Origin of the sequence: Zoogloea sp., from assembly GCF_041908905.1 — a bacterium.
Classification (GTDB): domain Bacteria; phylum Pseudomonadota; class Gammaproteobacteria; order Burkholderiales; family Rhodocyclaceae; genus Zoogloea.
This window is the reverse complement of record NZ_JAYREK010000024.1, coordinates 29,875-54,417: the sequence shown is the minus strand read 5'-3', so window position 1 is coordinate 54,417 and position 24,543 is coordinate 29,875. Positions and strand designations below refer to the sequence as shown.

General features: G+C 69.3%; 22 protein-coding genes, 4 tRNA genes and 1 pseudogene. 10 read left to right on the top strand and 17 right to left on the bottom strand.

The genetic code is table 11. From position 1 onward, the window contains the following. Positions 1 to 190 precede the first annotated feature (190 nt). The 3 genes from infA to ACE3OU_RS13170 all read right to left on the bottom strand — a co-directional run bounded on the left by infA (position 191) and on the right by ACE3OU_RS13170 (position 1,764). Positions 191 to 454, bottom strand: a complete 264-nt coding sequence (gene infA / locus ACE3OU_RS13180; protein ID WP_374242014.1) for a translation initiation factor IF-1 — start codon at positions 452 to 454, stop codon at positions 191 to 193. A 180-nt stretch (positions 455 to 634) separates the two neighbouring features. Further along, positions 635 to 709: transfer RNA gene (locus ACE3OU_RS13175), tRNA-Thr, on the bottom strand. A gap of 239 nt (positions 710 to 948) precedes the next feature. Then, positions 949 to 1,764 carry a class I SAM-dependent methyltransferase gene (locus ACE3OU_RS13170; protein ID WP_374242013.1) on the bottom strand — a complete coding sequence of 272 codons (816 nt, stop codon included), beginning with the start codon at positions 1,762 to 1,764 and terminating at the stop codon, positions 949 to 951. Between the two features lie 364 nt (positions 1,765 to 2,128). Here ACE3OU_RS13170 and ACE3OU_RS13165 point away from each other — a divergent pair, with 364 nt between their 5' ends. The 4 genes from ACE3OU_RS13165 to ACE3OU_RS13150 are packed head-to-tail and all read left to right on the top strand — an operon-like array spanning position 2,129 to position 10,341. Then, positions 2,129 to 3,097 (top strand): filamentous hemagglutinin N-terminal domain-containing protein, encoded by a 969-nt coding sequence (locus ACE3OU_RS13165; protein WP_374242012.1) that lies wholly within the window; start codon positions 2,129 to 2,131, stop codon positions 3,095 to 3,097. A 20-nt stretch (positions 3,098 to 3,117) separates the two neighbouring features. After that, complete coding sequence (locus ACE3OU_RS13160) at positions 3,118 to 7,698, top strand: beta strand repeat-containing protein (RefSeq protein WP_374242011.1); 4,581 nt, start codon at positions 3,118 to 3,120, stop codon at positions 7,696 to 7,698. Between the two features lie 8 nt (positions 7,699 to 7,706). Continuing rightward, a complete protein-coding gene (locus tag ACE3OU_RS13155; RefSeq protein ID WP_374242010.1) occupies positions 7,707 to 9,350 on the top strand; it encodes a ShlB/FhaC/HecB family hemolysin secretion/activation protein in 1,644 nt (547 codons plus the stop codon). 58 nt (positions 9,351 to 9,408) lie between these two features. Further along, positions 9,409 to 10,341, top strand: coding sequence for a LysR family transcriptional regulator (locus ACE3OU_RS13150; protein ID WP_374242009.1), 933 nt, complete (start codon positions 9,409 to 9,411; stop codon positions 10,339 to 10,341). A gap of 9 nt (positions 10,342 to 10,350) precedes the next feature. Here ACE3OU_RS13150 and ACE3OU_RS13145 read toward each other — a convergent pair whose 3' ends face one another. Then, on the bottom strand, positions 10,351 to 12,003 hold the full coding sequence (locus ACE3OU_RS13145) for a thiamine pyrophosphate-binding protein (protein ID WP_374242008.1): 1,653 nt from the start codon (positions 12,001 to 12,003) through the stop codon (positions 10,351 to 10,353). A gap of 708 nt (positions 12,004 to 12,711) precedes the next feature. On the opposite strand from ACE3OU_RS13145, the gene ACE3OU_RS13140 reads away from it, so the two are divergent. From ACE3OU_RS13140 to ACE3OU_RS13130, 3 genes and pseudogenes are all read left to right on the top strand, one after another. After that, a complete protein-coding gene (locus ACE3OU_RS13140) occupies positions 12,712 to 12,966 on the top strand; it encodes a type II toxin-antitoxin system Phd/YefM family antitoxin (protein ID WP_374242007.1) in 255 nt (84 codons plus the stop codon). Next, positions 12,966 to 13,373: a type II toxin-antitoxin system VapC family toxin gene (locus ACE3OU_RS13135; RefSeq protein ID WP_374242006.1), complete on the top strand. Its 408-nt coding sequence runs from the start codon at positions 12,966 to 12,968 to the stop codon at positions 13,371 to 13,373. Before ACE3OU_RS13140 ends, ACE3OU_RS13135 begins: the two co-directional genes overlap by 1 nt. 214 nt (positions 13,374 to 13,587) lie before the next feature. Beyond that, positions 13,588 to 13,905, top strand: a pseudogene (locus ACE3OU_RS13130) (transposase); the annotation flags it as partial. Positions 13,906 to 14,138: 233 nt separating this feature from the next. Here the strand turns inward: ACE3OU_RS13130 and ACE3OU_RS13125 are convergent. The 13 genes from ACE3OU_RS13125 to ybgC all read right to left on the bottom strand — a co-directional run bounded on the left by ACE3OU_RS13125 (position 14,139) and on the right by ybgC (position 22,331). Then, positions 14,139 to 14,214 (bottom strand) — tRNA-Lys (locus ACE3OU_RS13125). A 56-nt stretch (positions 14,215 to 14,270) separates the two neighbouring features. Beyond that, a tRNA-Lys gene (locus ACE3OU_RS13120) sits at positions 14,271 to 14,346 on the bottom strand. A gap of 7 nt (positions 14,347 to 14,353) precedes the next feature. After that, positions 14,354 to 14,429, bottom strand: a tRNA-Lys gene (locus ACE3OU_RS13115). A 41-nt stretch (positions 14,430 to 14,470) separates the two neighbouring features. Beyond that, positions 14,471 to 15,562 (bottom strand): YeeE/YedE family protein, encoded by a 1,092-nt coding sequence (locus ACE3OU_RS13110; RefSeq protein WP_374242005.1) that lies wholly within the window; start codon positions 15,560 to 15,562, stop codon positions 14,471 to 14,473. Positions 15,563 to 15,576: 14 nt separating this feature from the next. After that, entirely contained in the window at positions 15,577 to 16,254 is a 678-nt protein-coding gene (gene queC / locus ACE3OU_RS13105; RefSeq protein WP_374242004.1) for a 7-cyano-7-deazaguanine synthase QueC, read from the bottom strand. A 31-nt stretch (positions 16,255 to 16,285) separates the two neighbouring features. Next, positions 16,286 to 16,945, bottom strand: coding sequence for a 7-carboxy-7-deazaguanine synthase QueE (queE, locus tag ACE3OU_RS13100; RefSeq protein WP_374242003.1), 660 nt, complete (start codon positions 16,943 to 16,945; stop codon positions 16,286 to 16,288). Between the two features lie 74 nt (positions 16,946 to 17,019). Continuing rightward, positions 17,020 to 17,817: a tol-pal system protein YbgF gene (gene ybgF, locus ACE3OU_RS13095; protein WP_374242002.1), complete on the bottom strand. Its 798-nt coding sequence runs from the start codon at positions 17,815 to 17,817 to the stop codon at positions 17,020 to 17,022. Beyond that, entirely contained in the window at positions 17,817 to 18,368 is a 552-nt protein-coding gene (gene pal, locus ACE3OU_RS13090; RefSeq protein WP_374242001.1) for a peptidoglycan-associated lipoprotein Pal, read from the bottom strand. The genes ybgF and pal overlap by 1 nt, the downstream gene beginning before the upstream one ends. A 63-nt stretch (positions 18,369 to 18,431) precedes the next feature. Continuing rightward, the gene (gene tolB / locus ACE3OU_RS13085; protein WP_374242000.1) at positions 18,432 to 19,715 is read right to left on the bottom strand and encodes a Tol-Pal system beta propeller repeat protein TolB; all 1,284 of its coding nucleotides are present in this window, start codon (positions 19,713 to 19,715) and stop codon (positions 18,432 to 18,434) included. Between the two features lie 20 nt (positions 19,716 to 19,735). Continuing rightward, positions 19,736 to 20,785: an energy transducer TonB gene (locus ACE3OU_RS13080; RefSeq protein ID WP_374241999.1), complete on the bottom strand. Its 1,050-nt coding sequence runs from the start codon at positions 20,783 to 20,785 to the stop codon at positions 19,736 to 19,738. After that, the gene (tolR, locus tag ACE3OU_RS13075; protein WP_374241998.1) at positions 20,782 to 21,195 is read right to left on the bottom strand and encodes a protein TolR; all 414 of its coding nucleotides are present in this window, start codon (positions 21,193 to 21,195) and stop codon (positions 20,782 to 20,784) included. The genes ACE3OU_RS13080 and tolR overlap by 4 nt, the downstream gene beginning before the upstream one ends. Before the next feature lie 16 nt (positions 21,196 to 21,211). Beyond that, positions 21,212 to 21,886: a protein TolQ gene (tolQ, locus tag ACE3OU_RS13070; protein ID WP_374241997.1), complete on the bottom strand. Its 675-nt coding sequence runs from the start codon at positions 21,884 to 21,886 to the stop codon at positions 21,212 to 21,214. Between the two features lie 4 nt (positions 21,887 to 21,890). Beyond that, positions 21,891 to 22,331, bottom strand: coding sequence for a tol-pal system-associated acyl-CoA thioesterase (gene ybgC / locus ACE3OU_RS13065; protein ID WP_374241996.1), 441 nt, complete (start codon positions 22,329 to 22,331; stop codon positions 21,891 to 21,893). Between the two features lie 309 nt (positions 22,332 to 22,640). On the opposite strand from ybgC, the gene dksA reads away from it, so the two are divergent. Genes dksA through ACE3OU_RS13050 form a run of 3 tightly spaced genes read left to right on the top strand, consistent with a single transcriptional unit; the run spans position 22,641 to position 24,543 of the window. Beyond that, positions 22,641 to 23,072, top strand: a complete 432-nt coding sequence (gene dksA / locus ACE3OU_RS13060) for an RNA polymerase-binding protein DksA (protein ID WP_374241995.1) — start codon at positions 22,641 to 22,643, stop codon at positions 23,070 to 23,072. A 35-nt stretch (positions 23,073 to 23,107) separates the two neighbouring features. Next, positions 23,108 to 24,187, top strand: coding sequence for a GTP-binding protein (locus ACE3OU_RS13055; protein WP_374241994.1), 1,080 nt, complete (start codon positions 23,108 to 23,110; stop codon positions 24,185 to 24,187). After that, the gene (locus tag ACE3OU_RS13050) at positions 24,184 to 24,543 is read left to right on the top strand and encodes a hypothetical protein (RefSeq protein ID WP_374241993.1); all 360 of its coding nucleotides are present in this window, start codon (positions 24,184 to 24,186) and stop codon (positions 24,541 to 24,543) included. The genes ACE3OU_RS13055 and ACE3OU_RS13050 overlap by 4 nt, the downstream gene beginning before the upstream one ends.

Here is a 24,543-nt window from a genome sequence, read left to right as displayed (position 1 = left end):
CACCAGCGATTGCAGGATATGTTTGAAATCAAGCGGTTTCATCGCCACCCTCCTGATTGCAGCAAAACTGTATATTCAGACAGATTGCAGGGGGTACGGTTCCACAGGCAACGGTGACATAGCCAAACAAAAGGCCCTTGCCGATGGCAAGGGCCTGGTGTCGCGTGGCGGGCGTCGGCGCTGGCCTGGCTCAGTAGCGGCGGGCGGGCGGCGGCGGCATGTTGGACGACTTGGCCGGCAGGTGGCGGAAGGTGATCCGGCCCTTGGTCAGGTCGTAGGGGGACATCTCGAGGGTCACCTCGTCGCCCGCGATGATGCGGATGTGGTTCTTCTTGAGCTTGCCGCCGGCGTAGGCGATCAGGTTGTGGCCGTTTTCCAGGGTGACGCGGTAGCGGCCGTCCGGCAGCACTTCCGTGACGCTGCCGTGCATTTCGATGAGTTCTTCCTTGGCCATGTTCGGGCTCCTTGAGGATGGCCGCGATGTCCCGGATGGTTCGGGAGGGGGACGGCCGAGGCCCGCCACCGCCTTGGTGGGCCAGGTTTCACTGCGGCTGGAGCCGCGGTGATCGGGTTACTGCGCTGGAATTGGCGGACCTGCGCGCTGCCCGCGACGTGGCGCAGACATATTGGAAAGTGGTGCTCATGGGCAGGATTGAACTGCCGACCTCTCCCTTACCAAGGGAGTGCTCTGCCACTGAGCTACATGAGCGAAAACCGTTTGCCGTTTTCCCGGCCCCGCGGCGTGGCGCCGCAACGCTGACCAAGAACATCGAGCCGATTGAGGCAGACCCAAGTCTTGAAATCCGGGTGGCTGTCGAGACGCTGCCGGTGCTGACCGCAGCATTTCTGGGCGACCAAAAGCAAATGCCGGCGCGCATTGTGGGCGAGCCGGCGGCGCAAGTCAAGGGGAAACGCGGGTGCGCCTTGCGGATTGTCGCCCCGGAGGGCTCAGCGGGGTGCAATCTTTACAAATTTGAGGGTGAACTTGTCGCTTTCGCCGATCGCCAGGTAGCGCGCCCGGTCCACGTCCTTCAGCCGCAGGCTGGGCGGGAGCGTCCACACGCCCTGGGGGTGGTCCTTGGTGTCCCGGGGGTTGGCGGCGATCTCGGCACGGGCCACCAGCCGGAAGCCGGCCTTCTCGAACAGGGCGATCACGTCGTCCTCGCGCAGGTAGCCGGCCTTGAGCTGCTCGGCGGCCGGGCGGTCGGGGTCGGCGCGGTGGTCCACCACCCCGAGCACGCCGCCGGGTTTGAGCACCTTGTGGAACTCGGCGATCACCGCGTCGGCGTTGCCGTCGGTGACCCAGTTGTGCAGGTTCATGAAGGTCAGCAGCAGGTCGGCCGAGTCGGGCGCGAGGGTGTCCGGCAGGCCGGGGCTGTGGGCGATGCGGACCTTGCCGTAGAGCTCGGGCTGGCGGGCGATGCGCCCCTCGATGGCCTCGTGCTCGGCCCGGGCGGCCGGCGGGTTGTGGGCGCCGGCATGCAGGGCGCCGATGTACTGCCCCCGGTCGCGCAGGTAGGGGGCGAGGATCTCGAACCACCAGGCGCCGACGCTGGGCCAGATCTCGATCACCGTCAGCTCGGGGCGCAGGCCGAAGAAGGCCAGCGTCTCGGCCGGCTTGCGCGCCGCGTCGCGGGCGCGGTTGGCTTCGCTGCGCTGGGGGCCGTCCAGCCAGCGCTGCAGCTCGCCGTCGGCGGCACGGACGGGCCCGACGAGGGGCAGGCACAGGAGGGCGGGGAGGAGGAGGCGGGTGAGGATGCGCACGGTTCGTTTTTCGTCATGAAGGCGGCGGGGCCGGGGCCGCTAATTGTAGTGCGCCGTCGTGCGGGCTGCGGGCCTTCCGCCGAGTGCGGCGGCGGCGGAATCTTAAAGTTCTCGAAGCACTGTTCGTTAATGACGTAACAAATTGTGTTTATGGGGCCGCCTCTTCATGCGGCCCTGCTGTTGTGTCGAGTCATCGCATCGCAAAATCGAATTTAATAAATTTATTAAATTTTTTATGAGATGTGCCGATTCAGCTCAAGAAAATTTTTTGAGTGATGGGTCGGTGCGTTTCGCGCATCCCCGGATTTGACGGGCAGGAACCCTAACGGCTGCGGCAACGCATTGTTTTAAAAGAGGTAATTTCGTGAATCATATTTATCGCGTCGTCTGGAATTCGGCCGTCGGGGCCTGGCAGGCCGTAGCGGAGTGTGCCCGCGGCCGTGGCAAGAGCAAGTCCGCGAAGCCGTTGCTCGTTGTCGCGACCCTCGCGCTGGCCGGCGCTGGCCAGAGTTGGGCGGCAGGCACCCTCCCGACGGGGGGCAGCATCGTCGCCGGCAACGGCAGCATCAGCCAGAGCGGCAGCGCCATGACCATCAACCAGGCCTCGAACAGGCTGGCGATCGACTGGCAGGGCTTCTCGGTGGGCAAGGGCAACACGGTGAACTTCGTCCAGCCGGGCGCCAGCGCCGTCGCGCTCAACCGCGTGCTCGGTTCCGACGTGTCGGTCATCCAGGGCGCGATCACGGCCAACGGCCAGATCTTCCTGATCAACCCGAACGGGGTGCTGTTCTCGCCGACCAGCCAGGTGAATGTCGGCAGCCTCGTGGCCTCGACGCTCAACATGCGCACCGCCGACTTCATGGCCGGCCGTTATACGTTCGAGGGTGCCGGCAGCAACGCGGTGGTCAACCAGGGCAACATCACCGCCGTCGGTGAAGGCGGCAAGGGCGGCAGCATCGCGCTGATCGCCGCCCGGGTCAGCAACGAAGGCAGCCTGAACGCCAATGCCGGCAATGTGCTCCTGGCTGCGGGCGGCGGCGTGACCCTCGATCTCGGCGGCCCGGTCAAGCTGCAGGTCAGCCAGGGGGCGCTCGACGCGCAGGTGGACAACGGCGGCGCCATCAAGGCCGACGGAGGCCTGGTCTACCTGACGGCCCGGGCCGTCAATGAACTGACCCGCGCGACGGTCAACAATACCGGCACCATCCGGGCGCAAACCCTGGCCAGCGGTGAAACGGGCGAGATCCGCCTGATCGCCGACATGCAGCATGGCGTGCTGAACGCCGGCGGCAGCCTCGATGCCAGCGCGCCCAAGGGGGTGACGGGGGCCTGATCGAGACCTCCGGGGCGCGGGTGAACACCCTGCCCGATCTCCGGGTTAACGCCGGCGCGGCCACCGGCAAGGGCGGCGAGTGGCTGATCGACCCGTACGACTACACCATCGGGGCATCCCAGGCGAGCACCATCGTCGATGCGCTCAACAACGGCTCCAGCGTCACCGTGTCGACGGAGACGCCTAGCGGGATCGCCGGTTACACCGCGCCCGCGGGCTCGGGCGACATCACCGTCAGCAGCGCGATCGCCAAGACGGCGGGCGGCAATGCCTCCCTGACCCTGCGCGCCGATCGCAACATCCTGGTCAACCAGAACATCACCTCTAGCAGCGGTGCCCTCAACCTGACCCTGAGCGCCGCCAACAGCGCCACCGGCACGCTGGGCGGCATCAAGCTCGCCGATGGGGTGACCCTCAACTCGAACGGTGGCACTGTCCTGCTCGGCGGGGCGGGCGGCAGCGTTGCCGGCGCCAAGACCAGCGTTCATGGCATCGCCTATGCCCTGAACGCCTCGAGCATCCTGCCTGCCATCTCCATCGGTGCCGGCTCGAAGATCCTGTCGCGCGGTGGTGACATCACCATCAACGGCTATTCGACCCAGCCCGTCTCGGGCAGCAATGATACCAGTGGCATACTTTTCGCCGCAGGGGCCCTCGTCGACAGCGGTTACTATGCACCCGGCGCCAGCTACGCGTCCTCCGGTGGCTACATCAACATCACGGGCAAGTACGTCGGCGGCGTCGGCGGCAACACCAACAAGGTGTTCGGGGTGTTCGTCGATTACCCGAGCGGCGGAGCCGGGCAGACGACCTTCTCGGCCTCGACCACCTCGGGCGGCATCCGCATCGACGGCAGCAGCACCTACGACGCGGGTGGCGCCTACGCCCTGAGCATGGCGACCGGCGGCCTGGCCGGCAACATCTACTTCAATGCGTATTCGGTTGCCGACCTCATCTTCGTCCTGAACGGGGGTCTCAAGGGGGTCACGTTCACCTACAGTCCGCCCAACTCGGGTTGTCGCACCGGGTATCCCAACTGTGGCACGCTGATGGTGAATGCGGGCGCGAACAGCTCTTACCTGTGGGGCACCTACAACGCGGTGAACATGGCGACCCTGCCGATCTACGTCTCGGCCACCATCACCGGCTCCAAGACCTACGACAGCACCAACACCGCCTCCAACCTCACCTTCAGCGGCATCACCATTCTCGATCCCGGCGCGTCGGGCTACACCAGTTCCAGCGTCACCTCGGCCACCTACATCACGCCCAGCGCCAACGTCGGCGATTACTCGAATCTGAGCGCCAATTCGCTCTCGCGCAACTACACTGCCGGCGGCAAGAACTACGTGGTGGGCTACAACTTCTCGGTCTCCCCCGCCTACCAGATCTCGCCCGCCGTGGCATCGCTGGCGGCCGTCAAGACCTATGATGGGGACGCCACCTTCACCAGCGACCGGATCACCGTGTCCGGCGTTAACGGCGAGACCCTCTCGCTCGCTGGAGCCGGCACGGCAACCGCAAACTCCCTCAACGTCGAGAGCAACGGCGCCAACTACCTGACCTCCCTGGGCGGCCTGACCCTCGCCAACGGCGTGTCCGGTACGCAGGGGCTGGCCAGCAACTACGTGCTGCCGTCCTTCACCGCCCGCAGTGTCAACAACGTCGTCACCATCAACCCCTTCGGTCTCACCGTGCTGGGCGTCGGAGGCAGCCGCGCCTATGACGGCACGACCCTTTTCTCCGCCGGCAACCTCAGCCTGGGTGCGGGTGTGGTCGATGGTGATCAGGTCCTGTTGTCGGGCAGCGCCAACGTGGCGAGCAAGAATGTCGGCACCTACACCGAGTGGGCCTCCTCCAGCCTGACGCTGGGCGGTAGCGGCGCATCGAACTACACGCTGACGGGCGGCGCGGTCCTGGCACAGATCACGCCCGCTCCGCTGGGCGTCGCGCTCAGCGCGGTCTACAACGGCACCACCCGCTTCACCAGCACCGGTGGCGCCACCAACGCCGCGGCGGGCAGCCTCACCACCGGCGGCAGCCTCCAGGTCGCCGGCCTGATGGGCAGCGAGCGGCTCACCGAAGTCACCGTCTCCGACGCCAACGCCGACGTGGTCACCGCCGGCAAGTCCGTGACGGCGGCCGCCGGCAGCAACGGCTTCGTCGCCAGCAACTACGCGCTCCGCGTCGGCGCGAACAGCAGCGTTGCAGGCGGCGCCATCACCAGCGCCAACAACACCGTCGCGATCACCCCGGCCCCGCTGGGCGTGGCCGCTGCGCCGACCTACAACGGCTCGACCGACTTCACCGCCACCGCGGGCGTCGCCAGCGGCACCACCGGCAGCCTCACCACCGGCGGCAGCGTCAGCGTGGCGGGGCTGGTCAATGGCCAGACCCTGGGCGGCTTCAGCCTTGACAGCGCCAACGTGGTCGGCGCCAGCAAGGTCACCGGTGTCAGCCTCACCGGCGGCATCGACGCCCGCAACTACGTGCTGAACGGCAGCGCCTTCGGCTCCGCCGCATCGGTGACCGCCGGCGCCAACCCGGACGGCACGGCCGCCACCAACGTGGCCGCGGTGGCCGCGGCGCCGCTGGGCGTCGCGCTCGACGCGGTCTACAACGGCACCACCCGCTTCACCAGCACCGGCGGCGCCACCAACGCCGCGGCGGGCACGGTCAGCACCGGCGGCAGCCTCCAGGTCGCCGGCCTGATGGGCAGCGAGCGGCTCACCGAAGTCACCGTCTCCGACGCCAACGCCGACGTGGTCACCGGCGGCAAGTCCGTGACGGCGGCCGCCGGCAGCAACGGCTTCGTTGCCAGCAACTATGCGCTCCGCGTCGGCGCGAACTCCAGCGTCGCAGGCGGCGCCATCACCAGCGCCAACAACACCGTCGCGATCACCCCGGCCCCGCTGGGCGTGGCGGCGGCGCCGACCTACAACGGCTCGACCGACTTCACCGCGACGGCCGGGGTTGCCCACGGCACCACCGGCAGCCTCACCACCGGCGGCAGCGTCAGCGTGGCGGGTCTGGTCAATGGCCAGACCCTGGGCGGCTTCAGCCTCGACAGCGCCAACGTGGTCGGCGCCAGCAAGGTCACCGGGGTCAGCCTCACGGGCGGCATCGACGCCCGCAACTACGTGCTGAACGGCAGCGCCTTCGGCTCCGCCGCGGCGGTGACCGCCGGCGCCAACCCGGACGGCACGGCCGCCACCAACGTGGCCGCCATCGCAGCGGCGCCGCTGGGCGTCGCCCTCGACGCGGTCTACAACGGCACCACCCGCTTCACCAGCACCGGCGGCGCCACCAACGCCGCGGCGGGCACGGTCAGCACCGGCGGCAGCCTCCAGGTCGCCGGCCTGATGGGCAGCGAGCGGCTCACCGAAGTCACCGTCTCCGACGCCAACGTAGACGCCGTCACCGGCGGCAAGTATGTGACGGCCGCCGCCGGCAGCAACGGCTTCGTCGCCAGCAACTACGCGCTCCGCGTCGGCGCCAACAGCAGTGTCGCAGGCGGCGCCATCACCAGCGCCAACAACACCGTCGCGATCACCCCGGCCCCGCTGGGCGTGGCGGTGACCGGCACCTATGACGGCTCGACGACTTACAGCCTCGGCCAGGGCGACACGCGGATCGCCGCGTTTGGTCTGGTGGGCCGGGACGCCAGCGTGCAGCTGACGACCGCGACCCTGGCGTCCAGAAACGCGGGCACCAACCGGGTGGTGTCGATCGCCGGTCCGGCGGGCTTCAACCCGGCCAACTACGTGCTCAACGGCTCGCTCAACATCACGCCGGAGACGGCGGGCACGGCGGCCGATGGTTCCGGCGCGACCAACGCGGCGGTCATCGCGCAGCGCAGGATCACCGTTCTGGCGGACGACAAGTCGAAGACCTTCGGGCGGCCTGATCCCGAGTTCACCTATCGGGTGAGCGAAGGCTCGCTGGTGGCCGGCGACAGCCTGAGCGGCGAACTTTCGCGGACACCGGGTGAAGCCCTCGGCACCCGCCCGATCTCCGCCGCCGGGCTGACCAACGGCAACTACGCCATCACGGCACTCGACGGCCAGCTGACCATCGTCGCGCCGGTCCAGCCGCCGCCTCCGCCGACGCCGATCATCGTCCCGGCCTTCATCGACAACGGCTCGTCGGTGCTCGGCAGCGCTGTCCAGCCGCCTTCCTTCGGCGGGCTGAATTATGTCCGTGAAGGCGGAAGCCAGGGGGGCGCGCCGATCGCCCCGCAAGGCGCGCGGCCGAACGCCGGCGCCGAGCAGACGCCCGGGGGGCGCTCGTCGCTCAATTTCGTCTCCGGCGCGCCGGCAGACGCGGACGGCCCGGACAACCGGGCCGGTGCTGCCGCGCCCGGTGCGGCGGGTGGCGAGCAGACCGGCACGGGCCGGTCGACGCTGAACTTCGTCTCGAGCAGTTCGACCGAGAACGCGCCGGCCACCGGCGGCGAAGGCGGCAAGCGCAAGGCCGCCCAGGAACTCAACGTCAATAACGTGACCGTTCCGAGTTCGAGCGGCCCGCTCGACGTGTTCGTGATCGATTCCGGCATCAACGCCAGCGGCGTGGGCACCCTCAACTCGCTGAATACCCAATAGGAAGTTTCATGAAGACGAACGTACTCAGTCGCTGTCTGGCGCTGGCCCTCGGCGCCTTTGCGGTCCAGGCGAACGCCCAGGGCCAGGCCTTGCAGGGGCCGCTGCCCCCGCAGCCGCAACCCTCGGATGCCGCGGTGCTGCCGGCCATTCCGGCGGCCCCTCCGGCCCAGCCGGTCCGCAGCGGGCCCAGCGTGGTGCTCAAGGCGGTGGAGATTTCCGGCAACACGCTCGTCGACAGCGACAGCCTGCTCGCCGAGCTCGGCGAAGTTGCCGGCAAGTCCTTCGACATGGCCGGCCTCAACGCGCTGACCGACCGCATCGAGGCGCGCTACCGTCTTGCCGGCTACCCCTTCACCCAGGCTTTCCTGCCGCCCCAGGACCTGAAGGAGGGCGTGCTGCGGATCGCGGTCATCGAAGGCCGCTTCGGCGCGGTCCGCGCGGTGGGCAAGGGCGCGCTGCCGGCCGGCGCCCAGCCCTTCCTGGATCACGCCCTCAAGCCGGGCGAGCCCATCGCCAACAAGATCCTCGAGCGCACCCTGCTGATCCTCGACGACCAGCCGGGGATGAAGGTCCGGCCCCTGATCCGGCCCGGCGCCAGGCAGGGCGAGGCCGATCTGGAGGTGAATGTCGAGCGCGTGTCCTACGTGAGCGGCGAGTTCGGCCTCGACAACACCGGCGCCCGCAGCACCGGCGAATACCGGGCGCGGACCGCGGTGTTCATCAACAGCCCCTTCCAGTATGGCGACAAGATTTCGCTGAATGCCCTGTACACCAACGAGGACATGTGGCTGGGTTCGGTGGACTACGAGACCCCGCTCGGGGCCTCCGGCCTGCGCGGCCAGATCGGCCTGGCCCACACCAACTACCAGCTCGGGGCGCAGTTCTCATCCCTCGACGCCAAGGGCTACGCCGACATCGCCACCGCCCGCCTGAGCTACCCCCTGGTGCGCTCCCTGGCGACCAACGTGCTGCTCTCGGTGGCCTATCAGCACAAGGAACTCGAGGACCGTTATGCCAGCACCGGCACGATCCGCAAGAAGCGCAGCGAAGGGGTGCCCGTGGCGATCCAGTTCGACCGGCGCGACACCTTCTTCGGCGGCGGCGTCACCTATGGTTCGCTGACCTGGCTGCCCGGCTACATGAACCTCGATGGCGACACGGCGGCGCTGGACCGCATCACCGCCCGCACCGAGGGGCGTTTCAACAAGACCAACCTCGACATCGCCCGCATCCAGGATCTCTCCGGCCCGCTCACCGCCTACGTGCGCTACTCCGGCCAGTGGACGACCAAGAACCTGGACTCCTCCGAGAAGTTCAACCTCGGTGGTTTCTACGGCGTACGCGCCTATCCGCTGGGCGAGGGCGTCGGCGATACCGGCTGGTTCGCCCAGCTCGAGCTGCGCTACGCCGTGGGGGCGGTGACCCCCTTCGTCTTCCACGACCTGGGCCGCTCGGACATCAACGCCAACCCGTGGGATGCCCGCTCCAGCGCCCGGCGCAAGATCGCCGGCACCGGTGTCGGGGTGCGCTCCTATGTGGATCAGTGGAGCTTCGACGCAACCATCGCCTGGGCGTCCCAGGGTGGGCAGGCCACCTCTGAAGACGTCGATCGCAATCCGCGCATTTTCGCTATGCTTGGCCGGCGTTTCTGACCCGGCACTGCGGGGCTCCGGGTGAGGAGCCTGGGCCGGCTGGCCATGGGCTCCTCACATGAACTCGGACGATCTCGACCTCTTTGCCCGCATCGTCAAGGCGGGCAGCATCTCCCGGGCGGCCATCGAAATGGGCGTCGATCAGTCCACCCTCAGCCGCCGCCTCGGCCAGCTCGAGGCCGGGCTGGGGACACGCCTGTTGCACCGCAGCGGGCGGGGCGTGGCGGCCACCGAGCGCGGCCAGCGACTGCTGGAATACGCGGCCACCGTCGCCGGCCTGCTCGCCGAGGCAGAGCAGTCTCTGCAGGCGGGCGCCGACCAGGGGCCGGCCCAGCTCCACATCGCCGCCCAGCCGACCCTCGCCCGGATGCTCTTCGCGCCGCTGGCGCAGGCGCTGCGGCAGCGTTACCCCCGCGTCCGGCTGCGCCTCGTCGAGGGGCTGGCCAGCCAGCTCCTCGAGCAACTCTCCGACGGCGGGCTCGATCTCGCCATCCTCTACGTGCCGGAGCACCCCGGCCCGCTGCGCTTCGACCCGCTGCTGAGCGAAGGCGTGCGCCTGATCGCCCCCGCCGACTGCCCGCTGCCGGGGAGCACCGTGGCGGTGGGCGGGCTGGGCGGCATCCCGCTGATCCTGCCCAGCACCCACCACGGCCTGCGGGTGCTCGCCGAGGCGCTGGCGGCCCGCCACGGCTTCGGCCTCGATGTGGCCCTCGAATGCGACGGCTCGATCGCCCTGACCCGGCGCCTGGTGATGGACGGCTGCGGGTGCACCCTGCTGCCCCTGGCGGCGGTTGCCGACGAGGTGGCCGCCGGGCGCCTCAAGGCTTACCGGCTGGTCGAGCCGGAGGTGCGGCGCAGCGTGGGGCTGGTGCTCGGTCGCACCCGCACCCCGCCTGCCGCCCTGTGGGAGGCGGCGCGGCTGGTGCGGGCGCAGGCGGCCGCGTTGGTGCAGTCCGGCGCCTGGCCCGACGCGCGCCTTGCCGATGGCTGAGCCGGGCCGTCAGATTTCGCGGAGCCGCGCCTGGGGCGTGATCTGGCGCGGGTCGACGCGCAGCTCGATCAGCGCCGGGACGCCGACAGCGGTGGCCCGCGCGAAGGCCGCCGGGAAGTCCTCGCTGCGCTCGACCCGCTCGGCGTGGGCGCCGAAGGCCTGCGCGAGGGCGACGAAGTCGGGGTTGAGCAGGGGCGTCGCGGCGACCCGGCCGGGGAACTCCCGCTCCTGGTGCATCCGGATGGTCCCCAGCATGCCGTTGTTCACCACGATCACCACCACCGGCGCGCCGAACTGCATGGCGGTGGCCAGCTCCTGGGGGTACATCATGAAGCAGCCGTCGCCGGCAAAGCACACCACGGTGCGCTCCGGATGCTCGAGCTTGGCGCAGATCGCCGCCGGCAGGCCGTAGCCCATCGCGCCGTTGGTCGGGGCGAGCTCGGTGGCGGGCTGCCGGTAGCGGTAGAAGCGATGCACCCACACGGTGTAGTTGCCGGCGCCGTTGGCAATGATGGCGTCGTCGGGCAGCACCGTGTCGAGGTGGCCCATGACCCGGGCGAAGTCCACGCCGGAGAGCGCCGGATGGCTGGCGGGCGGCGTCGAGTGGTCCAGGTAATCGGTGCGGGCCTCGGCGGTCCATGCCCGCCAGGCCGGGTCGGCGACGGGCGGCAGCGCGGCCAGGGCCTCGGCGGCGCAGGCCGGGCTGGCGTTGATCGGCAGGGTGGCCGGGTAGACCCGCCCCAGCTCGTCGGGGTCGGCGTGGATGTGGATCAGCGGCTGCCCGCCAAACAGGCTGTAGCCCGACGAGGTGGCCTCGGCCAGCCGGCTGCCGACCACCAGCAGCAGGTCGGCCTGGCGTACCCGCTCGGCGAGGCGCGGCGAGACGCCGAGGCCGAGCTGGCCGACGTAGTGCTCGTCCCGGTTGTCGAACAGGTCCTGGCGGCGGAAGGAGGCCGCCACCGGCAGCCCGTTGGCGTGGACGAAGCGCTTCAGCGTGGCGACCGCAGCGGCGTCCCAGCCGCTGCCGCCAGCGATCAGCAGCGGCCGTTGGGCAGCGGCCAGCAGGGTGCGAAGCTGCACCATCGCAGCAGCCGGTGGCGCGGCCCGGGCCGGCCGCGGCGGGGGCAGGTCGGCGGCCTCCCCGGCGCCGAACAGCACATCCTCCGGCAGCGCCACCACCACCGGCCCGGGCCGGCCGGCCACCGCGACGGCGAAGGCGCGGGCGACGATCTCGGGGAGGCGCTCGAGGCGGTCCGCCTGGGCCACCCACTTGGCCATGCCGCCGAACATCTGTTGATAGTCCACCTCCTGGAAGGCGCCGCGGCCGAGGAAGCCGCTGTCCACCTGGCCGATGAAGAGGATCATCGGCGTGGAGTCCTCGCTGGCGGTGTGCACCCCGTTTGCGGCGTGGGTGGCGCCGGGGCCGCGGGTGACGAAGCAGATGCCCGGGCGGCCGGTGAGCTTGCCGTAGGCGTCGGCCATGTTGGCGGCGGCGCCCTCGTGGCGGGTGACGATGGTGCGGATGTCCGGCGTGGCGTGCAGCGCGTCGAGCACCGGCAGGTAGCTCTCGCCGGGGACGCAGAAGACCTTGTCGACGCCGTTGCGGCGCAGGGCCTCGACGAGGATCTGTCCGCCGTTGCGGACGGGGCTGGGAGCTGACATGGGCGGGTCTCCGGGTGGGCCGTGGGGCAATGCCGCCAGTATGACCAGGATCCCGCCCCGGCCCATGGCGCCGGATGCATGGCTGCTATGGGCTGCGGGCCCGATGAAAAAATCCACCGGGAGAAGACCGGCCGGGGATGGTCCGAACCACGGACCAAAGGTCCACGCAAAAAGACTCAGGCCACCCGAAGGTGGCCTGAGTCTTTGCGATGCTGGTGGGTTGTGAGTGGCTCGAACACTCGGCCTACGGATTAAGAGTCCGAAAACTTCGTTTCGGACCGGGTGTCGCGGGGTTTGAACGCCGTTCCAGGCGTCATGCAAGGCGGGCTGCGTGGGGCGTCCCGGGCATGGACTCTATCTCCAGGCCGAATTCGCCGCGCCGCTATAAGTATCTGTCCCCGCGAGGTTTTTTGTGATGGGTGTGATGCGCAATGACGTCGCACATTCCCTGATTCGACCCCCGATGGATCGGGGAAGGACCGGGCATTCCCCGGTCCGATGCCGGGCGTCTCCGGTTGGGAGAGAACGCCCGATCGGATTTTGCGGAGCCAGTTCTGGCGCGGGTTTCCCCCCGGTTCGGACCGGGTAATGACCGGGGAGTCCGGAACGGTGTCGGTACGACGACCGAAAAGTCCTTAGTTCAGGATGGGCCTCATGGTCGGCGCCCGGCCTATAATCTAGCTAACCAACTCCGTCAGGATTCCCGCGATGAAAACCGTTCCCGTCTACGAGGCTAAAACCCGGCTCTCCGAGTTGCTGGCCGCCGTCGAACTTGGCGAGGAGGTCACCATCACCCGGCGCGGCCGGCCCGTTGCCCGGATCGTTGCGGCGGTGGAGTCTCCCGAGGCTGCCCTGACCCAGCAGGCGCGGGTCGCCGGCACCTTTGCGCGCCTGCGAGAGATGCGCCAGGGGCGGACGCTGGGCGTGAGCCTCCGTGAAGCCATGGAGGATGGCCGCGACTGATGCGTTTTGTCCTCGATAACTCGGTGGTCGTTGGGTGGTTTCTGGAGGACCAAGCCACCCCTTACACCGATGTGGTCAGCGTTCTGCTCGAACAGGATCAAGCCGTCGTGCCCGCCTTGTGGGAACTGGAGTTTGCAAACGTGCTCCGGACGGCATGCCGCAAGGAGCGGCTTACGGCGGATGAGGCGCATCAGATCATTGAGCAGATCTGCGCATTGCCCATTCTGATCGACCGGGAAACGCCCGGTCCCGCGGAATTGCTGGCCTTGGCGCTGCGCTACAACCTGAGCAGTTACGACGCGGCCTACCTGGAACTCGCGCTGCGGCTCCAGATTCGCATTGCCACCAAGGACGAGCCCTTGCGGGCTGCAGCCGAAGCCGCGGGTGTCGGGGTCGTGCGCTGCTGAGAATAGGGATTGTTAGTACTATCCTGTGATGCCATTTGCGGCAAATAAATAGTTGGATAGCGCCAGCGCGCTGCATACCCAAATCACATACTTCGCCAAGAGCCACGGTATGTAGGTGATTCCCTGACCGCTAGCAACTTCGTCGAATCTTCGTTGTGGAGCCTGTCAGAATTTTTGTGTTTGAGGCATAACGTAAGTCCCGAAAGGAAGAGTTATGCCAAGGAAGAAACCGAAACAGCCCCTGCCGCCCGTTGCGGCGTTGCCTGAGGGCGCGCAGGAGTGGCTCGATCAGGTGGTGACCGGACCGATGACGGCGGGTGCTGTCGAGGACGTGATGCGCGGGATCAAGAAGGCCTTGATCGAGCGGGCGCTGCAGGCCGAGCTGAGCCATCACCTGGGCTACGCAGCGGGCGGGGAGAAGCCCGAAGCGAGCACCAACCAGAGGAACGGCACGAGCGGCAAGACCGTGCTCACCGACGACGGGCCGCTGCGCATCGACGTGCCGCGGGACCGGGCCGGGCAGTTCGAACCGTCTCCACCGATGCGCTCTCCGGCGGCAACAACCGGGCTACTGCTTTGTCCTTGAATGCTTGTCCGTATCTCGCCACTTCGTTCTTCCGTTATCGCCCTCGGGTTTCAGATTCTATCGAGGCGACAACTATTCTGACCCAGAGGGGCCTCGTCCGGGAATGGACCGAACCGCTGACTGAAAACCCGTCAGGCAAAACAAAGGCCACCCGAAGGTGGCCTGAGTCTTTGCGATGCTGGTGGGTTGTGAGTGGCTCGAACACTCGACCTACGGATTAAGAGTCCGCTGCTCTACCAACTGAGCTAACAACCCGGATACTGCAAAACTTTTGCTGCACCGGAAGCGCATGCGCTACCGTCGTGAATTCTTGGTGGGTTGTGAGTGGCTCGAACACTCGACCTACGGATTAAGAGTCCGCTGCTCTACCAACTGAGCTAACAACCCATTTCGATGGTAGGTCGGGGGAGGCTCGAACTCCCGACCAACGGATTAAAAGTCCGCTGCTCTACCGACTGAGCTACCGACCCATCAAAACGAAGCGCGCATTTTAGCGGTTTCGACGGGGATGTCAAGCGTTGCGCAGCTCGATCTTGAGGGTGAGCGTTGCCCCGGCGATGATGCCTGTCACGGTGAGCGCGGCGCCCGCCGACAGGGTGGACAGGCCGCTGAGGCCCTGGCCGATGGTGCAGCCGAGGGCGGTGACGCCACCGAAGCCCATCAGGGTGGCGCCGGCCAGGTGGCGGACGAGGTCGGCGGTGTCGCGGAAGCCTTCGAGGCGGAAGCTGCCGCTGGCGACGGCGGCGAGGGCCGCACCGGCGATGACGCCGGCGGTGGTGGCGATGCCGATGCTGACGTGGCGGCTGGCGTCGGTCCACAGCATCAGCAGCTCGAGGCTGTAGGCGTAGGGGGCGACGAAGCTGAGGGATTCCATGCGCCCGCTGTTGGTGGCGAGGAAGGCGGGGGCGAGGGTCTCGGGGTCTTCGGCGACGAAGGCGAGCTGGCCGCTGAGGTACCAGCCGGCGACCACGCACAGGCCGATGGCGAGGCCGCCGAGGAGCGGGCCGGGCTGCCAGCTGTCGCGGCTGGAGAGGGCGAACAGGGCGAGGCTGCCGGCGCCCACGCCGGCGCAGGCGAGCAGCGCGCTGTCGGTGGCCAGGCCGGAATGGGCGGCGATCAGGGAGGGCAGATCCTGGGGCGCAGGCAGCTGGAGCGCCACGGCGCCGAGCAGCCCACGGGGGCCGGCGAGGATGCCGCGCAGGCTCATGTAGGCCGCGAGGCCGAGGACGATGAAGACGACCAGCGACTTGAGGTTGCCGCCGCCGAGGCGGACCAGGGTCTTGGCGCCACAGCCGGAAGCCAGGACCATGCCGACGCCGAACAGCAGGCCGCCCGCCAGGTGGCCCAGCCATTGCAGGCGCTGGCCGGTGTAGATGGACTCATGCACGTCGATCAGGCCGGCGAGCTGCAGCCCGCTGGTGCCGGCGATGGCGACCGCCGCGGCGAGGGCCCACATGCGCAGCCGGGTCCAGTCGCCCATCAGCACGATGTCGGCGACTGCGCCCATGGTGCAGAAGTTGCTGCGCTGGGCGGCCGCGCCGAACGCGGCGCCGATCGCGAAGGCGACCCAGGCGATGGCCGGCAGGGCGAGGGGCGTGTCCATGGCGGGGGCCGGGCTCAGCGGTAGCGGGTGGGATCGGCCAGGCCGGCGGCCTCGAAGCCGGCGCGGCGCAGGCGGCAGGCGTCGCACAGGCCGCAGGCGTGACCGTCGTCGCTGGCCTGGTAGCAGGACACGGTGAGGCCGTAGTCGACGCCGAGTTCGGTGCCGCGCTGGATGATCTGGGCCTTGCTGAGGTCGATCAGCGGCGCGTGGATGGTCAGGCGTTGCCCCTCGACGCCGGCCTTGGTGGCGAGGTTGGCCATGGTCTCGAAGGCTTCGATGAAGGCCGGCCGGCAGTCCGGGTAGCCGGAGTAGTCGACGGCATTGACGCCCACGTAGATGTGCTGGGCGCCCAGCACCTCGGCCCAGGCCATCGCGATGGACAGCATGATGGTGTTGCGGGCCGGCACGTAGGTGATCGGGATGCTGCCGTCCACGCCGCCGGTGGGCACTTCGAGGCTGGGGTCGGTGAGGGCCGAGCCGCCGAACTGGCCGAGGTCCACGTGGGCGACCCGGTGGGCGACGGCGCCGAGGGCGGCGGCCACGCGCTTGGCGGCGGCCAGCTCGGCGGCGTGGCGCTGGCCGTATTCGACCGACAGGGCGTAGGTTTCGAAGCCGGCGTCGCGGGCGATGGCGAGGCAGGTGGCGGAGTCGAGCCCGCCCGACAGCAGGACGAGGGCGCGCGGTGTGGTCATGGCGATTCCTGTGGTTCGACGGGGTGCGGGCCTAGCGCCCGGGCTCGTTGCCCCAGATGACTTTGTGCAGCTGCACCTGCATGCGCACCGGCAGCCGGTCGCGGAGGATCCAGGCGGCCAGGTCGGCGGGCTTGAGCTGGCCCTGGACGGGTGCCAGCAGCACCGGGCAGCGTTCGGTGAGGTGGTATTCGGCGATCCTGGCTTTGGCCCACTCGTAGTCGGCTTCGCTGGCGAGCACCAGCTTGAGCTCGTCGCGCAGGGTGAGCAGCGGGATGTTGGAGAGCAGGTTGCGGGCTTCCTCGCCGGAGCCGGGGGCCTTGAGGTCGACGATCCGCGAGACGCGCGGGTCGACATCGGCGATGTCGAGGGCGCCGCTGGTCTCGAGGGACACCGAGTAGCCAGCGTCGCAGAGGGCGGTGAGCAGCGCCAGGCAACCCTTCTGGGCGAGGGGCTCGCCGCCGGTGACGCAGACGGTGGGGCAGTGGTAGCCGGCGACTTCGGCGAGGATGTCGTCGAGCGCCCGCGTGGTGCCGCCGGTGAAGGAATACTCGGTGTCGCACCAGCTGCAGCGCAGGGGGCAGCCGGTGAGGCGGATGAAGACGGTGGGCAGCCCGGTGCGCGAGGTCTCACCCTGCAGGGAGTGGAAGATCTCGGTGATGCGGAGGCTGACGGGGCGGCCGGAGTGGGTCATGGCGGGAGCTGCGTGGGTGGCGGGGCAATGGCGCCGCCGCCCCGGCAGAAACCCTGCGGGGCGGCCGGGGCCGCTTACTTCTTGAGGCGCTGCCGGGCGATCTGCGCGGCGGAGCTGCTGGGGTACTTGGCGACCAGGCGCTCAAGGCTGCGGGTGGCCGCCTTGGCGTCGCCCTGGGCCTGCTGGGCGCTGGCGAGGCCGAGCAGGGCGTCGGGGGCGCGGTTGTCGTCGGGCCACTGGTTGGCGACCTTGGCGTAGTACTCGGCGGCCCCGGTGTTGTCCTTCAGCTGATACAGCGAGCTGGCGGCCCAGAAGTGGGCGCTGGGCTGGAAGCTGCTGCCCGGGTGGCGCCGGATGAAGCCGATGAAGCCGGTGGCGGCTTCCTTGTACTTGCCGCCGCGCAGCTGGGTGAGGGCGGCTTCGTAGTCGCGGCTCTCGGCGGCGGGGTCGGCGGCGGTCACCGGCGGCGCTGCCGCCGGAGCCGGGGCAGCGGCCTGGGCCGGCGCGGCGGCCGGCGGGGCCCCCGCGGCCGGGGCCGCTTCGGCGTGGGGCTCGAGCTTCCGCAGGCGGTTGTCGAGATCCACGTAAAAATCCTTCTGCCGCTTGATGGCGTTGGCCAGGTCGTTGCTGAGGACTTCGTTCTCGCCGCGCAGGCGGGCGATCTCGGTCTTCAGCTGCTCGATCTGGTCGGCGAGTTCGAGCTGGGCGCGGGCGCCGGCTTCGAGCTTGCTGACGCGGCCGTTGAACTCGTTGCGCATCTCGTTGATGCGCATGCGGGCTTCCTCGTCGTCAAACAGGCCGGCGTGGGCCTGGCCGGCGGCAAGGCCGACGAACAGGCTGGCCATCAGGGCGGGCAGAAGGCGGGGGAACATCAGAATTCACCCGAGTAGAGCATGTCGCCGCGGCGGTTGGCGGCCCAGCAGCTTTCGCTGGCGTCGGAGCAGCTGGGCTTCTCTTCGCCGAGGCTGACCGATTCGAGCTGGCCTTCGGAGGCGCCCAGCAGGGTGAGAGCCTTCTTGACGGCGTCGGCGCGCTTCTGGCCGAGGGCCAGGTTGTATTCGCGGCTGCCGCGCTCGTCGGTGTTGCCCTGGATCAGCATCTTGACCTTCGGGTGGGACACCAGGAACTTGGCGTGGGCCTCGACCAGCGGGCGGTACTGGTCCTTGATCACGTAGCTGTCGTAGTCGAACAGCACGCTGCGCTTGGAGAGGATGTTCTTGGGGTCCTTCAGCTCGGGGTAGGCGGCGCCGGGGGTGCTGCCGTCGGCATTGACGGTGGTGACGCCGCTGCCGCCGATGCCGGAGCTGGCGGCGCCGCTGGAGCGGTCTTCGACGGCGGCCTGGCCGTCGGTGCTGGGGGCGGAGCTGCAGGCCGCCAGCAGGGCGGTGGCGATCAAGGACAGGGTGAGGCGGGTGTACTTCATGTTTTCACTCCGTGAGCGGCCGGGTGGTCGCAATGAATTGTGCGGGATGGGCCTTTTTAGAGGTCAGTTGCGCGGCTGCGGACCCCACGCCGGCTCGCGTACATCGCCCGATTGTACCGACAGACGTTGCTTGACACGACCGTCCGACGACACCGCCGCCAGCACCCCGCGCCCGCCGATCTCGGTGGCGTAGAGGACCATGCGGCCATTGGGGGCGAAGCTGGGCGACTCGTCCTTGGACGAATCGGTGAGGATCTGGGTCTGGCGGGAGGCGAGGTCGAGCAGGGTCACCTGGAAGCGCCCGCCGTTGCGGGACACGTACACCAGGCTCTTGCCGTCGGGGGAGGGGCGCGGGCTGACGTTGTAGCTGCCTTCAAAGGTGACCCGCTGCGCCTCGCCGCCGCCGGCGGGGACGCGGTAGATCTGCGGGCTGCCGCCGCGGTCGGAGGTGAAGTAGATCATGCCGTCGGGCGACCAGGCGGGCTCGGTGTCGATGCCTGCCGAGGAGGCCAGGCGCTGCACGCCGGAGCCGTCGGCATTGACTGAGTAAAGCTGGGACTGGCCGTCCTTGGTGAGCACCACCGCCAGCCGGCGGCCGTCCGGCGACCAGGCGGGGGCGGAGTTGGAGCCCTTGAAGTTGGCGGCCACGTTGCGCTGGCCGCTGGCCAGGGAGTGCACATACACCACCGGCTTCTTGGCCTCGAAGGAGACGTAGGCCAGGCGGGTGCCGTCGGGCGACCAGGCCGGCGAGATGATCGGCTCGCGGGAGACCAGCGCGGTCTGGGCGTTGCTGCCGTCGGCGTCGGCGATCTGCAGCTCGTAGCGGGGGCCGGACTTGACCACGTAGGCGATGCGGGTGGAGAACACGCCGGGTTCGCCGGTGAGCTTCTCGTAGATGAAGTCGGCGATGCGGTGCCCGGTGGTGCGGTACTGGTTGGGCGCCATGGTCATGGCCTGGCTGCCGAGGCTGAGCTGCTTGGGGGTGTCGAGCAGGCGCACCGTCACCTGGTAGCGGCCGCCACCGGCCGGTGCGATGGTGCCTACCGCGAGCGAGTCGGCGCCGCGGGAGCGGGCACGGGCCAGGTCGGGGTTGTCGGCGCCCATCGGCGCGGGGCCGAGCTCGACGAGCTTGAAGAGGCCGCTGCGTTCGAGGTCGGCGCGGACCACGTCGGTGATGGCGCGGGGCAGGGCGCTTTCGCCTTCGAAGGCGGCCACGGCCACCGGCATGCGGTTGCTGCCGGCGCCGCTCACCTCGACGGTCAGCTGGGCGTGGGCGAAGGCGCTGGCCAGGACCAGGACGCTGGCCGGCACGGCGCTGCGCAGGAGGGACAGGATGCGGAGGTTCATGGGCTTGGACTCGGGAGGGGTTAGTCGCGGAGCGGGTAGAACTCGAAATTGAGGGTGCGCTGGAACAGCTCGGCCCGGTCGGGCTTGGGCAGCGGGCTGGACTTCTGGATCGCGCGCTCGATGGCGGCGTCGAGCTGGGCGTTGCCGGTGGAGCGCTTGAGGCGAACCTCGATCACCGAGCCGTCGGGCAGCTGGTCGACATAGAAGACGCCCACCGGATTGCCGGACACGCCGGGTGGCAGGATGATGTTGCCCCGCACCTTGGCGGCGATCTTGTCGGCGTAGGCCTTGAGGGCGCGGCTGTCGCTGGCCTTGGCCTTCTCGTTGGCGATGCGGGCGAGTTCCTTCTGGATCTCGCCGGACTGCTTGGCGTGCTCGCTGTCGTGGGCCATCAGCTCGCGCATGCGCCGCTCCTCGAGGGCGCGGCTGCGCTCGGCGGCGACCTTGGCGTCCCGGGCTTCCTTGTCGGCCCGGATCTTGTCGAGACGCGCCTGCTCGGCGCGGGCCTGGGCCTCGGCCCTGGCGGCTTCGCGGGGGTCGGGCTTCTTCGGTTCGGGCTTGGGCTCGGGTTTCTTAGGCTCCGGCCTGGGCTCGGGTTTCGGCTCCGGCTTCTTGGGCTCGGGGCGGGGTTCCGGCTTGCGGGGTTCGGGCTTGGGCTCCGGTTTCCGGGGTTCGGGTTTCGGTTCGGGCCTGGGTTCAGGCTTTTTGGGCTCCGGCCGGACGAGCTCCTTCTCAGGCTTGGGCGGCTGCTTCCTGGGCTCGGGGGCCTTGATCGCGATGTCGGGCCGCTTGCGGGGCGGCGGCTCGGGCTCGTCGTCGGGCTCCGGCTTGGGGGGCGGAGGCGGCGGCGCCGGGCGGGCAGGGGCGGGCGGCGCCGGGGGCGGCGGCGGGGCGACCTGCGCCGCGGCGGGCGGCGGTGGGCTCACCAGCTCGACCTCGACCGGGTCGGGCAGCCGGTTCTGCCAGCGGATGCCGTAGAACAGGAACAGGCCGAGCATCACGTGGACCAGGACGGCGAGCAGCGCCGAGGCCCATTTGCCGCGATCGTTGCCGGGCAGCGCCGGGTTCATCGGGCCGCTTTGCCGACCTGCGTCTGCAGGCCGACCTTGTTGACGCCCGCGTTGCGCAGGTCGTTGAGGATGTTCATGACCTGCTCGTACTTGACGCTCTTGTCGGCGGCGATGACCACGGACTGGCCCGGGTTGGCCGACACGGCGGCCTGCAGCTCGCTGATGAGGTCGCGGCGGCTGTAGTCCTTCTCGGGGGCCTGGCTGGTGGCGCGGAGGGTGAGCCCACCGTCGGGCTTGACGGTGACGATCATCGCGTCGGTGGGCGGCGCGGGGACCTTGTCGACGCTGGGCAGGTTCACCGAGCCGGACTGGATCATCGGGGCGGTGACCATGAAGATGACGAGCAGCACCAGCATCACGTCGATGTAGGGCACGACGTTGATCTGGTTCATGAGGCGGCGTTGACGCATGGCGGCGGGGCTCCGGTCAGCGCAGCTGGCGCTGGAGGATGTTCAGGAACTCCTCGGTGAAACTCTCGAAGCGGATCGCGATGCGGTCGATGTCGTGGGCGAAGCGGTTGTAGGCGACCACCGCGGGGATCGCCGCGAACAGGCCGATGGCGGTGGCCACCAGCGCCTCGGCGATGCCCGGCGCCACGTGGGCGAGGGTGGCCGAGCCGACGTTGGAGAGGCCGCGGAAGGCGTTCATGATGCCCCACACGGTGCCGAACAGGCCGACGTAGGGCGACACCGAGCCGACCGAGGCGAGGAAGGCCAGGTGGGCCTCGAGATCGTCCACCTCGCGCTGGTAGGTGGCGCGCATGGCGCGGCGGGCGCCGTCCATAATGGCCCCGTGGTCGAGGCTCTTGCCGCGCAGCTTGGCGAACTCCCGGTAGCCGGCCTCGAAGATGCGCTCCATGCCGGCGGCCTCGTGGCGGCTGGTGGCGGCGCTCTGGTAGAGGGCGTTGAGGTCGCCGCCGCTCCAGAAGTCGCGCTCGAAGAGGTCGGTCTTCTTCTTGGCGTCGCGGATCTGGAACCACTTGCGGAAGATCCAGTACCAGGACATGAACGAGACGGTGCCGAGCAGGGCCATCACGAGCTTGACGAGCACGCTCGCGTTGGCGATCAGGGACAGGATGGAGAGGTCTTCGGTGACGGTCATCGGTTTAAACCAGGGAAGCGAGCTGTGCGCGCACAGCGGGGGGAATCGGGGTGGGGCGCATCGCGCCACTGGCGACGCAGGCGACGGTGACCCGGGCTTCGAAGAGCAGCTGCCCGTCGCGCCGGACCTGCTGGGCGAAATCGAGGCTGGCCCGGCCCAGCTTGTCGATCGTGGTGATCACCTCGAGCAGGTCGTCGAGGACCGCCGGGCGCAGGTAGTCTGCCGCGACGGAACGCACCACGAAAAGGATATTCTGCTCGGTGGCGAGCCGGTTCTGGACGACGCCCGTCGTCCGCAGCCATTCGGTGCGGGCGCGCTCGCAGAACTTCAGGTAGTTGGCGTAGTAAACCACGCCACCGGCATCGGTATCTTCGAAGTACACCCGGACCGGCAATGTAAAAGAGGCCCTGCCGGCATCCGGCGCGGGGTGAATCGTGACGTCCATCGCGATATTTTACCGTAGGACATGCTCTGAACCGAAGTAACGCGGTAGATTCACTGTTTCAGAATGTACAGGCGCGACGCCTGGGCCGTGCCGGAGCGTTGTAATTGGCGCGCTCCTGTGCCTAGAATCGCGCCCTTGATCAAAGTCGGGGGGCCACCAGCGGGTGGCGCCTCGCGGCGGCGGCGCCCCGGGGCGCCGGGTAACGATTGGCGGCACATGGGGCTGCCGATCCACAATGGGTCGCCAGACGGGCCACGTCCAGGCTTGCACGAGCCGGGCCCGACGGTCGATTCACGGGAGGAATGAGACATGGTTGCCACCACGAGCAAAGAACAGCTGCTGACCGAGGCCGAGATTCTGGCCATGCCGGAAGACGACTACATGAACCCGGCGCAACTGGCCTTCTTCCGGGATCGCCTCGCGAAGATGCGCGACGAGCTGCTCGAGAACGCCGCGAGCACCGGCGCCAATCTGCGCGAGAACGAGCTGGTCGCCGATCCGGCCGACCGGGCCACCGTCGAGGAGGAGCACGCCCTCGAACTCCGCGTCCGTGACCGCGAGCGCAAGCTGATCAAGAAGATCGAGGAAGCCCTGGGCCGCATCGAGGAAGGCGAGTACGGCTGGTGCGAGGAGACCGGCGACCCGATCGGGATCGGCCGCCTGCTGGCCCGCCCGACCGCGACGCTGTCCATCGACGCCCAGGAGCGCCGCGAGCGCACCCAGAAGCTGTACGGCGAATAAGCCGGGCTGCTGCCGCTGCGCCGGATGTCCCTACGATGAGCGCGCCGGCGCCGCGTATCCCCGTCACCCTGCTGACCGGCTTTCTCGGCGCGGGCAAGACGACCCTCCTCAACCACCTGCTGCGCCAGCCTGCGCTGGCCGGCACGGTGGTGCTGATGAACGAGTTCGGCGCGGTGCCGATCGATCATCTGCTGGTCGAGACGATCGCCGACGACGTCGTGCTGCTCGAGTCCGGCTGCATCTGCTGCACGGTGCGCGGCGAATTGTCGCGGGCCCTCAAGGATCTCTTCATGCGCCGCCTGCGCCGGCAGCTGCCGGCGCTCTCGCGGGTGGTCGTCGAAACCACCGGCCTCGCCGACCCGGCGCCGGTGATCTTCACCTTGATGCAGGATTTCTTCATCGCCGAGCGTTTCCGCCTCGATGGGGTCGTCACGGCCGTCGACGGCGTGTTCGGCGCCGCCCAGCTGCAGGCTCACCCCGAGGCCGTCAAGCAGGCGGCGATGGCCGATCGCCTGCTCATCACCAAGTGCGACCAGGCCGACCCGGCGGCCCTCGATGCGCTGGCGGCCCGGCTCGCGGCCCTCAACCCCGGCGCGCCGCAGGTCCGCGTGGCCGGCGGTGAGGTCGACCCGGCCGCGGTGCTCGACTGCGGCCTGTGGAACCCCCACACCCATTCCGCCGACGTGGCCCGCTGGCTGGCCGACGAGGCGGTGGCCGCCGCCGAGGCTGCGCGTCCGAATCCCTATGCGCCGCGCGGCACCGCCTCCGCCGCACCGGCCGCCGCCGCGCGCCACGACGCCCACACCCACGCCTTCGTGCTGCGTCTCGAAAACCCCGTCGCATGGGGCGATTTTTCCACCGCCCTCGATCTGCTGCAGAGCCTGCACGGCGAGCATCTGCTGCGGGTGAAGGGCATCGTGCAGGTGCGCGGCGAGGCCCAGCCGCGGGTCGTGCAGTGCGTGCACCACCTGCGCTACCCCGACGCCGCGCTGCCGGCCTGGCCGGATGCCGACCGGAGCACGCGGCTGGTCTTCATCGTGCGCGACCTCGACCGGGTGGTGGTCGAGCGCGCCTTCGCCAGCCTGTGCGGGCAACCGCCGGAGCTCGCCGCGTGAAGCGCCGTCAGCCCTCCGCCGCGCTGCGCAGCGTGCTCGCGCTGCTGCTCGTCTGCGCCCAGCTGTTTGCCGCGGTGCATGCGGTCGGCCACGTGGGCGAGCTGTCGGCGCTGGCGCGGCTCGGCGCGAGCGCCGCCCAGGCCGATTACGAGGGCGGCGTGCCCGATGCCGAGCGCCACGCCAGCTGCCTGCAATGTCTCGCCGCGGCCGACCTGTCCGCGGCGCTGCCGTCGACGCCACCCCTGCTGGCCGTCGCAGCCCTGCCGCCGGCGGCCGCCGGCGAACCGCTTCCTGCGCCCGTCTTCCGGCGCCTGCCCCGGCCCCACAGCCGCGGCCCGCCCCTCCACTCCGTCTGA